The sequence below is a fragment of the Dyella monticola genome, from assembly GCF_003363155.1.
In the GTDB taxonomy this organism is placed as follows: domain Bacteria; phylum Pseudomonadota; class Gammaproteobacteria; order Xanthomonadales; family Rhodanobacteraceae; genus Dyella_B; species Dyella_B monticola.
This window is the reverse complement of record NZ_QRBE01000020.1, coordinates 22385-34527: the sequence shown is the minus strand read 5'-3', so window position 1 is coordinate 34527 and position 12143 is coordinate 22385. Positions and strand designations below refer to the sequence as shown.

Sequence of the window (12143 nt, the reverse complement as noted above, 5' to 3'; positions counted from 1 at the left end):
GCGTAGGCCGGGCGTCAAATCAAGCCGCTGCAGGCATCGCAACAAGCTCCCTCGCCCGCCGCGCCTTCTCATAAAAATAAAACGCCGACACCAAGGTAATAAACATGCCAACACCCGACAGCGTCATTACTGTATCGGCGTAGAACGACGCCCACGAAAGATGCACGCCGCCGAATTCCTTCACCAGGATCACCACCACACTACCCATATAACCGCTGCTGTCGGCGATATACATGATGAACCCAACGTTGCCTGTCACACGAAAGGTCGCCAGCATGCGTTCGAAGAATGTGGCGTTGTACGGTACATAGGCCAGATAAAGCCCGAAGCCGCTGAAACCGATCCAGCTCAGCGGATCGATCATCCCGTGGTTGTGCAGCCACGTGGAGAAAACGGCCACCGCGAAGCCGCCAAAAATCAGCACGTGATTGATCATCAGCGCCTTGAGGTTATCGCGCACGGCCATGGTGAACGCGGTGATGATCAGCACGGCGACGGCAATGGGCGCCTCCGTCTCGGTGAACACCGAGGCATCACCACCGCGGCCCAGGTCGGCCCAGATCTCCGCCGCGAAGTTGTCGCGGAAATCGCGCGTCACCGTCAGCGCCACATACGCCATCACGATCATCGCGATGCCGGGCAGAAAGCGCGCTAGAAACGCGCGCCGCGTCGTGGCATCCATGGGAATGCGCGCGCTGCGCGCGGCGATATCGGCCGCATCCGGAGGGGGCAGATGTTCGAGCACCCATGTCGCCGCGTACAGCGGCACGATGAATAAAAACCCGGCGGTGAATGGCATCCAGAATTCGCTGACGTGCCAGCGCAGCATCAGCCACATGCCCACCGTCTTCACCACGCCCGAGCCCACGATAAAGCTGGCGCACATCAATGCGCCCATGAGCTCGGTGCCGCGACGCCCTTCCAGATAACCGAAGATTACGCCCCACACCATGCCCAGCGGCAAGCCGTTGAGAAACAGAAAGGGAATATTCCACGGCGCGGGAATCAGCGCGAAGCCAAGCAGCGCGATCCACGAAAAACCGATCAACCCCGTTAACGTGCGCGCGCGACGCTGACGCTGAATTTCCGCGATCCAGGTAATGCCGCGCACCTTGCTGAGCATGTAGCCCATCACCTGCGCGATCACCAGCCACACTTTGTAATCGACGCCGGCATAGTGCATGCCTTCGAACGCGGCGGCGGTAAACGGCTTGCGAAACGCATACATCGACGCATAAGCCAGAAATGCCGCGCTGCCGGCCACCACGTTGATCGCCATGGGATGGCGGCGAACACCCGATAGAAACGACACGACAACCATCCCGAAGCAGCCGATACGGCAGTGCGGGAAGGGTGACGGCCCCAGGTTACAGTGGCGTGGCGGCGGCTAGCCGCTCGGGCGGTTTGGTCTACGTCGCGATTTCTTGCTGGATGCAGACTATGGATGCATCGCAGCGGCGCACCTGCATCAGAAGTTCACGTTCACGGACATCCGTGCGCCTTCGTCCTTCGCACTGCCGGCAAACTGGCCGTGATAGCTGGCTTCGACACTGACCTTGCTGTTGATCGCAAAGCGCATGCCGAGGTCCACTACACCGGCGCTTTTCGCCACCGGCACGCCATCGACGACGAACGTGGCATTGCCGCCGCCAGCAAAACTCTGCTGATCGGTCGAACGCAGGTCGCCCCATGCCTGTTGGTAGCCGACCGTGGCGTGCAGCTGTAAGCCCTGGCTCGGTTCGTAGATGCCGCGCAAGCCGGCCGTGCCGTAGTTCACGCTGCTGTCGCTCGCTTGAACATTGAGTGCGGCCGCATCGCCGACCTCGTCCATGGCGCCCTGATGGATCCATGCGCGCGCGACATCGACATACGGCGTCAGGCTGCCTTGTGCGAACGTGAACTGGTAACCGCCATCCAGGTAGGCTTGCGTCAGGCCGTTGCTGCTGTTCGCATCCGTGCTGCCCTGGATGCCGGTGATGCCGATCTGACGATGGCTTTGCGTGTCGTACCAGCTGTGTGCCATACCGCCCTGCAACTGCCAGGCATCCAGGCTCAGCCCGGTGTAGAGGCCGAACACCTTGTCGATGCTGTGTGCATCGCCGCCACCATTGATGTTGCTGTCGGACAACTCGCCGCTGCCTGCCACCGCACCGATGCGCCACGCATCGAGATTGCGATCGGCGCCCACCAGCACGCCGCTGCCGGTGGCACGCACGGCGGCCGCATTGCCGTCGCTGTCGTGATCGCCGCCATGGCCCCAGGTGCTTGCCCACACGCTGCCATCGGCATCGTTTTGCACGAGCTGTCCGGCACCTTGCACCTGCTGCAGATGCGTGCTGATGGCATCGCGCACGAAGTGGCTGTCATCCAGGATCGCCGTGCGCGTACTGGCGAGGCTGCCGCCGCTCAAGTCGTCGAACGCTGCTCGTGCGGGGCTCGCCGCCAGCGTCAGCACGGCGCTGTACACCGCGCTGGATGCGCTGTTGGCGACGGCGTTGCCGGTGTTGATCTGGTTGGCCGTCGTGCCGACCGATCCAAACGCCACAGTGTTGCGCGTCAGCGTCATGGTGACGTTGCTGGCGTCGTAGCTCAGCGTGGGCGTGAGGAACGCAAAGTTGGAGCTCACCCCGCCGAACGTGCCGCTGATGCTGGCGGCGGTGAGGATGGTGTAGCGCGTCGATGGGTTCCAGTTGCTGCCCGCCTCGGTCGAAACCACTGAACCGCCACCCAGCGTCGCGGTGCCGCTTGCGCGGATGAGGTCGCTGCTGCCGGTATCGCTCGCATCGAGCTGGTAGATCGAACCCGCCGCCAGGCTCACATTGCCGTTGACCTGCAGGGTGCCGATGCCTGCAACGCCGGGCGAAACCACACCACCGCTGACAACATTCAGCCCACCGATGCTGCCAGTGCCGATCAGTGCCGCACCACTGCCGACGGTGACATGACTGACCAGACTGCCGGTCACCTCCAGCGCACCCGCAGCGACGTCCGTGCTGCCGGTGTACGTGTCGGCACCGCTCAATACCAAGGTACCCGCGCCGGTCTTCACCAGATCGCCCGCTTGCGTGCCGTTGCTGATCACGCCGGCAAGCGTGGTGGTAAGACCGGCGTCCACGTCGACATCCGGATCGCCGGACAGCGTGATGGCATTGGCGAGCGTGAAGCCGCCCGTTGCATGCAGTGTGGTGCCTGCCGCCATGGCCAGCGTACCGCTGCCGATGGCGGACGCATTGTTCAACGCGAGCGTGCCTTGCTCGATCGACGTGCCGCCGGTGTAGGTATTGACGCCGCTCAGCGTCAGGTTGCCTGAACTCAGCTGCTGCACGCTGCCGCTGCCGCTGATCGCGCCGGCGAAGACAATGTCGTCGGACCGATCGAACGCCAGCTTGCCGTTATCGACCACATTGCCCGCGAGGGAACCGCCGGTACCGCCGTTGCCGAGCTGCAGTGTGCCGGACGTGATCGTGGTGGCGCCGCTATAGGTGTTCGCACCGGCGAACACTTGCGTGCCACCGCTCAAGGTCACACCGCCGCTGCCCGCGATCACGCCACTGAACGTGTCACTCGCTGCCGACAGCGTCAGCGTTTGCGCGCCGAGGATAACGCTGCCATTGCCGCTCAACGAGCGGATCGATGCACCGCTCGTCTGGCTGATGTCGAACACCGCGTTGTCGATAACATGGCTGGCGTCGGCGATGCTGCCCTGAGCCGAGAGCGCCAGCGTGCCGGCGTCGATCTCAGTGTTACCCGTATACGTATTGGCCGCGCTGAGCGTCAACGTGCCATGGCCCATCTGCACCACGTTGCCGGCGCCACTGACGACGCCTGCAAAGTTCATCGCATCGCTGCGATCGAACGCCAGGCTGCCGCTATTGGCGACATTGCCGAGGATCGAACCGCTGTTCCCGCCATTGCCGATCTGCAGCGTACCGCCACTGATCGTGGTACCCCCGGTGTACGTGTTGGCGCCAGCAAGAATCAACGTGCCGTTGTCGGTCTTGTCGATGCCTGCGCTGCCGGCCAGTACGTTGTCGATCTCCGCCACGTAGCTCGCGCCCTGCGTCGTGCCGTCACCCACGCGGATGATCGGTGCGGCGCCGGCGTTCGCCACCAGCGTCAGCGTATCGCCGTTCATCACGTAACCGTTGCTGGCGAACTGCATACCCAGCGCGCTCACGTTGCCTGCGCTGTCGCTGACCGCGACCGTGCCGGCTGTACCGCCGAACACTGCGAAGCCCGGTTGCGGCGACAGCGGTGCACTGAGGTTGCCACCGGCATTGCTGAAGTTCTGCGAGGTTGCCGACCATGTGCCGCTGCCGCCACCCATCTGCGTGGACGACGCCGCGCCGTTGCCGTTCCACATGTTGATGGTCAGACCCGTGGTGTTGACCAGGTTGATCTGATGGTCGCCGGTCAGGTTCTCGATGGTCAGTACGTCGCCCGTGGGAATCGCGCCAAGCGCGATACCGCCGCTGGTCTCGCTCAGCGTTCCGCTGTAGTTGAAGAGGGTATAGATGCCCGGCCCCATGTTGCCGGTGTCGTTGACGTTGAGCGTGACGCCATTGAGCGCAAGATTGCCGTTCACGGTGACGCTGTCGCTGCTGCCGACCGTGCCCAACGCAGCACCAGCCGCGCCGACGTCCATGGTGTAGACGCTGCCTTGCAGCATGCTCAGATTGCCGCCCACGGTGAGCGTGCCGATCGCTGCGCCGCCATTCGCATCACCCGGCGCGAGCGTGGCGCCGCCTTCGATGGTGACATTGCCGCCAAGCGTGCCCTGCCCGGCCAGCGTCGTGCCCGCCGCGGCATCGACATTGCCGCCGAGCGCGCCGTCCACCTGCAACGTGCCGCCCGTGATCTGCGTCGCGCCCGCGAAGGCGCTGCTGTTGCCGGTCAGGCTCAGTACCGCGGCGCCGGAACTGGTCAGCGTGCCGCTGCCGGAGAGCGCGCCGACATAGCTGCCATTGGCCGTCTGCTGGAAGCTGAGCGAGGCGTTGTCGACGATGTCGCCCTGCAGGCTGTTGCTGTCGCCCACCAGCGTACCGGCCGTAATGCTTGTACCGCCGCTGTAGCTGTTGCTGCCGCTGAACGTGATCGTGCCGCTGCCATTCACGCTGAGGCTACCGCTGCCGCTGATCGCGTTGGTCAACGTGCCATCGCTCGATTGCGACAGCACTAGTGAGGCATCGTCGGTGATGGCGCCGTTGCCGAAGCTGCTGGTGGTGCCGCTCAGCGTGCCGGCGTTTATCACGGTGCCGCCGGAATAAGTGTTGCTGTTGCTCAGCGTCAGCGTGCCCGTGCCGTTCTGCACCACGCTACCGCTGCCGCTGATCACGTTGCCGAACACCGCGTTGGTGTCGCTGCGATCGAAGGCCAACGTGCCGTTGTCGAGCACATCGGTAACGACCGAGCCACTGGTGCCACCGTTGCCGAGTTGCAGCGTGCCACCGTTGATGGTGGTGCTGCCGGTGTAGGTGTTGGCGCCGGTCAACACTTCCGTGCCAGCATTCAGCGCAAGGCAACCACCGTTGCCGTTGATCACGCCGCCGAACGTATCGGCGGCCTGGGTGAGCGTCAGCATCTGCCCGCCAAGGTTCACGTTGCCGCTACCGGACAATGAATTGATCGTCGCACCTGCGGCGCTGACATCGAACGTCGCGTTGTCGATCACGCTGCTGGACGCGGCGATGCTGCCGGTGCTGCTGAGCGCGAGTACGCCAGCACTGATGGTGGTGGTGCCGGAATAGGTTTCGGTGTTGGTCAGCGTCAACGTACCGGTACCCAACTGCACCAGGTTGCCGGTGCCGCTGATCGCACCATCGAACGTCACCGCATCCGTGTGCGCAAACGCCAGGTTGGCGTTGTCGACCACGTCGCCCAGCACGGAACCGCTGCTGCCGCCATTGCCGATCTGCAGCGTACCGCCGCTGATGGTAGTGCCGCCGGTGTAGGTGTTGGTGCCGCCGAGGATCAAGGTACCGTTGTCGGTCTTGTTGATGCCCGCGCTGCCGGCCAGCACGTTGTCGATTTCCGCGGTGTAGCTGGCGCCGTTAGACGTGCCATCGCCGACGCGGATCGCCGGTGCATTGCCGCTGCCGTCGGTGACCAGCGTCAACGTGTCGCCGCTCATCACATAACCGTTGACCGCGAACTGCATGCCTGTGGCGGCCACCGCACCGGCACTGTTGTCGATCGTGACCGTGCCAGCCGTGCCGCCAAAAACGGCGAAGCCCGGTTGCGGCACCATCGCCGCGCTGACGTCACCGTTCGCATCGGTCCAGTTTGACGATGTGGCCGACCACGTGCCGCTGCCGCCCCCCATTTGCGTAGCCGACGCCTGACCGTTGCCGTTCCACATGTTGAGCGCCGTACCGCCGGTGTTGACCAGGTTGATCTGGTTGGCCAGCGTCTGGAGGCTCAGCGTATCGCCGGCCGGCACCGTACCCAGCGTGATGCCACCGTTGGTTTCGGTAAGCACGCCGTTGTATTGGAACAGCGTGTAAAGGCCCTGGCCAAAGCTGGCATCGCCGTTGACGTTGAGCGTTGCGCCATTGAGCGTGAGGTTGCCGCCGACGTTGACCTGATCGCCGGTACCCGGCGTGCTGTAACCATTGCCGGGCGCGCTGAAGCCGTAATCCAGCACAGCGCCCTGCGCAACGCTGAGGTTGCCGCCAATGCTCAGTGTGCCGAAACTGCCGTTGGCACCCGGCGCCAGATGCGCGCCGCCGACCACCGTAACATTGCCGCCGATGCTGCCGACACCGCCGAGCGTCGCACCGCTGTTGACCACGACATCGCCGGCCACCTGCGCCCCGGGGTTGGCGCTGTCGCCGATCAGCAACGTGCCGTTGTTGACGGTGGTACCGCCGGTGTAGCTGTTGACGTTATCCAGCGCCAGCGTGCCGCTGCCGTTTTGCGTGACCGAACCGCTGCCGCTGATCGCGTTGGTGAAGGCCACATTATCGGAGCGGTCGAATACCAGCGCGCTGTTGTTGGTGACGTCGGTGGTGATCCAGCCACTGCTGCCGCCATTGCCGAGCTGCAAGCTGCCGCCGCTGATCGTGGTCGTACCGGTGTAGCTGTTATCGGCGGTAAAGAGGGTCGTGCCGGCCAGTACGTCGACCGTGCCGTTGCCGCTGAGGGTCGGCGCGAAGACATAACCGGTATCGGTGTGATTGAACACCAGCGCGCCCGCGCCGTTACCGAAAACGACATTAGACGTATTCAATGTGCCTGCTGCGGCCGCTGCCTCGCCAGCCGCGGCGCCGATATTCAACGTGCCGGTGCTGCCGGCGGCGGCGGCAATCTCCACCGTGGGCGCGCTCACCGATCCGCCGTCGGCGACCGTCAACGTGCCGGTGCCTGCATGGTTGCCGACCGCCACCACGCTTGTTGCGCTGGCGCTGGAGCCGCTGCCAGTCACCACGACAGTACCGTTGGAACCGGCCTGGTCGGCGATCGACAAATAGCCACCGGCGCTGACCGTGCCGCCACCGGAGACAGTCAGCGTGCCCGTGCCGTATTTGCCGACATTGATGCTGTCGGTCGCGCTCAAGCTCGATCCGCTGGCGATGGTTACGCTGCCGACGTCGCCGGCGTTCCAGCCGATTTCGAATTCACCATTACTCGCAACCCGGGCGCCGCTGCTGGCCGTCAGCGTACCGGTACCGCCGTCGCCAATCAGGAACGGCGTGCCGCCGTCCGCTGCCGTGATGGAACTTTGGCCTTGGAGCAGCAGCGTGCCGTTGTCGATCACCGTCGCGGTGTCGTCGATGTGGCCGCCACCACTGAGTGACAGCGTGCCGCCGTTGATGGTGGTGTTGCCGGTGTAGGTGTTGCTGCCGGCGAGCATTTCGGTGCCACTGTTCAACGTCAGGCTGCCGCTGCCTTCGATCCAGCCGACGAGGAGACCGCTGGCCTGGGTGAGGGTCAGCGAACGCGTGCCCAGGTTGACCACACCGTAACCGCTCAACGATTTGATCGACGTGCCGCCGGAGACATTGCTGATGTCGAACGTCGCGTTGTCGATCACGCTGGCGGAATCGGCGATGCTGCCCGAACCACTGAGTTCAAGCGTGCCGCCGCTGATCGTGGTCGTGCCGGTGTAGGTGTTGACGGCGGTGAAGACAGTGGTGCCGGCAAGCACATCGACCACGCCGTTGCCGCTGATCGTCGGCGCAAAGACATAACTGGCATTGGTGAGATTGAACACCAGCGTGCCCGTGCCATTGCCGAAGGAAACGGCATTGGTGTTCAACGTTCCCGCCGCCGCGGCAGGCTGGCCCGCTGCCGCACCGATGTTCACGGTGCCGGCGGAGCCGGCGTCTGCGGCGATCACAAAACTGGTGGCGGTCACCGAGCCGCCGCTGGCAACCGTCAACGTACCCGTGCCGCCGTGATTGCCCACCGCGATGTTCGGCGCATTGAGGCTCGAACCGCTGCCGGTGACCAGGACGGTACCGCTGGATCCACCGCCATCGCCAAGGGAGAAGAACCCGCTGGCGGTGACCCCGCCACCCGCGGACACGATGAGCGAACCGGTGCCAAGCTGGCCGATATTGATGAAGGTGTTGCTCATCAGCTGGCCGCCGCTGGTGACGGTCACCGAACCCTGATCGCCTGCGTTCTGGCCGACGTTCAACTGCCCATTGCTGACGACGGCCCCGCTGTTGCTGACGATCAGCGTACCGTTGCCGTTATCGCCGATCATCACCGGCGTGCCGCCGGCACCGAGCGTGGCGGTGATGTTCGAGCCTGTTCCGTCGACCACCACCATGCCGTTGTCGATCAACGTAGCGATGTTGGCCATGCTGCCGCCGGACGTCACCGACAGCGAGCCGCCGTTGACCGTCGTCGTGCCCGAATAAGTGTCGGCGCCGGTAAGCGTTTCGTTGCCGGCATCGAGCGTCAGTCCGCCGGTGCCGCTGATGGAACCACTGAAGGTATCGTTGGCGTCGGTCAACGTCAGCGTTTGCGCACCGAGGTTGACGGTGCCGTTTCCTGCCAGCGATGTGATGGAAGCGCCGCTGGTATTGCTGATGTCGAACGTGCCGCTATCGACCACATCGCTCGAATGGGCGATGCTGCCGGCGCCGCTGAGCATCAGCGTGCCGCCGTTGATCGCGGTCATGCCGTTGTAACTGTTGTTACCACCAAGCGTCTCGGTGCCGGCCTCCAGCGTCAGGCCGCCGCCGCCATTGATCGCGCCGCTGAAGCTGCCGCTGGCCTGCGTGAGAGTCAGCGTCTGCGTACCGAGGTTGACCGTGCCGGTGCCGCTCAACGAGGTGATCAACGCGCCGCTGGTGGTATTGCTTATGTCGAACGTTGCGTTGTCGATCACGCTGGCGGAACGGGCAATGCTGGCCGAACCACTGAGTTCAAGCGTGCCGCCGCTGATCGTGGTCGTGCCGCTGTAGGTGTTGTCGCCGATAAGGTCGGTGGTACCCGTGCCGATCTGCTGGACCACACCCGAACCCGCGATCACGCTGGCGAAGGGGGCCGTGCCGGTGCCATCGAAGCTCAGCACGCCGTTATCGGTGACATTCCCGAGAATGGCACCGGTCGCGCCACCATTGCCGATCTGCAACGTGCCGGCGTTGATCACCGTGCCGCCCGTGTACGCGTTGGTACCGGTGAGCACCAGCGTGCCACTACCGCTCTTGTCCAGCGCACCGCTGCCGATGATGTCGCCGTTTTCCACCCAGGTCACACCGGCATCGGTAAGCACGGTGCTACTGCCGATGAGCGCCACCTGGCGGCTGGAGCTGGTCGAGGCGGTCATTTCCAGCGTGCCGCCGTCGAGGGTCGCGATGCCCGAACTTGCGCCCAGGCTCGCGTCGCTGGAAATGGCCAGCGTGCCGCTAAACAACACCCATGGCGTTACCGCCGAGGTGCTGCCCGTCAGCGTCCAGGTGCTCGCGCCTTGTTTTTCGTAAAAGTCGAAGCCGCCGACGATGCTGCTCACGTCGAAGGTGGCATTGACGTTGCCATCCAGATCCAGCGTGTTGCTGTTGCCGGGCTGCGCATACACGCTGCCGCTAAAGCTGTAGCCGCTCACCAATGTCAGTACGTCGTCGCGGCCGGTGATGTCCACCGCATAGTTGCGGCTAGCGCCCGCACCATTCAGGCCTCCGCTGATGCTGCCGCTATCGGCCAGCGTGACGTTATTGCCGGATATGGCGACACCCACGCCACCGGCACCGACGCTGCCGCCACTGCCACTGGACGTGCCACCCGCGCCGCCGGTGATGCTGCCCTGATTGGTCAAAAAGGCATAGCTGCCGGACATCACCAAGCCCGTGCCACCCGCGCCACCCCTACCGCTAAGCTGGCCGCCGAGTTCGGTCGTGGCCGCCCCTGCGCCGCCCGCGCCGCCGGTGATGCTGCCCGAATTGCTCAACGAAGAAGCAGCGCCGGACATGGCCACGCCCGCGCCACCTGCGCCACCCGAGCCGCCGCCGACCAGATCGGAGGCGCCGGCGCCGCCTGCACCACCCGTGATCGTTCCGCTATTGACCACGTTCAACACGCTGCCGGAAACGCCCGCGCCGCCGGCGCCACCGCTGCCGCCGTAGCCGCCATCGGTCACCCAACTGCCGCCATTGCCGCCACTGCCACCCGTGATGGTGCCGGCCGAGGACAGGTAGAAGCCACTGCCGGTGACACCGGCGCCACCGCCGCCACCGTTGGCGCCGCGAAACCCGCTGCCACCGATACCGCCATTGCCGCCGGTGATACTGGCGCCTGACGCATTGGTGAGCTTACTTTCCGTCGCGGCATAGATACCCGCGCCGCCGCCGCCGCCGCCGCCGGCATAGGCAGAGGAGTAGTTTTGGCCCTTGTATTTGGAGTTGTAGCCGCCGTTGCCACCCTTGCCGCCGTGGCCACCCACGACGCTGCCGGGGTTGGTGAAACTTGCGCCGACCAACACGGACTGGCCCACGCCACCACCGCCGCCGCCACCACCACCGGTGGCATATGAGTTGAATCCGCCGCCGCCGCCACCGCCGCCGCCAACACCCTGCGTAGTGGCATTGCCGCCCGCTCCCGCTCCGCCCGCGCGTCCGTCATTTCTGCCGGTGCCAACGCTGCCGCCACCGCCGGCGCTGCCGTTGATGCCTTGGCCGGCCGATCCGGCACCGCTTGCCGTTCCACCCGCACCGCCCGCATTGGCGTAAGCGCCCGATGCCACGGCGCCGCTGCCGGCCGTTCCGGCCGTTCCACTTATGTTGCCGGCGCCCCCGTCGCCACCCACCGTGCCGCACAGCACCGTTGCACTGGCCGTGCAGGTCTGCGCCATCGCCGGCGCGGCGATACTCGCCAGTACCAGGCTCACCGCGAGCGCAAGCGCACGCGATTTCAACGCCGGCCTGGCGGCAGCCTCGCCCTCAACGACCCCACCCTTCGGTGCGCTCGCCAATTCCGAGGCCACCTGCATCACGCCCAAAGCGCGGTTGAACACCAGACGATAGATACGATTCACGGCAAAGGTCCCTGTTTTTTAACGTGCGATATGGATGTCGAGTGGCGATCGCGGCGTGCTGCGTAACTGAAACCAAAGCGCGCAGGCATCGATCGGAAAGGCGTTGCGCCGCGCTCTGCGCGGCACTCCATCCAGGCAGAGCGGATGGAGATGAAGAACGGGAGCGCGAGGCGCGGCATGACGTCCGCATCGCCTGCACACATCGGCGGCCACCACGCGCCAGCGCGCGCATGCAGCGCGCGACAGAGGGCACCGGCGTTCGAGCCGCGCGCAGCGGTACGAAAGCGGACGGCTGCGCTTTCACGAGGCACAAACAGGCTTAGCCCAGGCCCAAACAGGCCCAGGGTGATGTGAAACGGACGATGCATGCTTCCCCTGTGCGCAGCCTCGCGAACCGGCGGGCTACGTCAAAATGCGTGTTGTTACGTGATCCAGTTAACAGTTATCAGATGGGAGTGATGCTAACCGCGCTGGACTCGGGGGGACATGTCTGCATGTCTCATGCGTGCGACGCAGGTGCAGGTCAGGCATCCCGGCATCGATAACGCGGTGGGTGCAACGGCACATGGGCCGCGTCCGTCGAGCGCGGCGATCGGCCGTCCTTCACCACAGACGACGTCGAATATCGCGACCCCGCTTCGTCGCTTAACTAATCGGAACC

2 protein-coding genes are annotated in these 12143 nt (G+C 64.8%); both read right to left on the bottom strand.

All coding sequences use genetic code 11. The features are described from left to right. Positions 1–19 precede the first annotated feature (19 nt). On the bottom strand, positions 20–1312 hold the full coding sequence (locus DWU98_RS20560) for a DUF5690 family protein (protein WP_230474973.1): 1293 nt from the start codon (positions 1310–1312) through the stop codon (positions 20–22). A gap of 156 nt (positions 1313–1468) precedes the next feature. Beyond that, positions 1469–11482 (bottom strand): autotransporter-associated beta strand repeat-containing protein, encoded by a 10014-nt coding sequence (locus DWU98_RS20555; RefSeq protein WP_115497462.1) that lies wholly within the window; start codon positions 11480–11482, stop codon positions 1469–1471. Between the last annotated feature and the right edge of the window lie 661 nt (positions 11483–12143).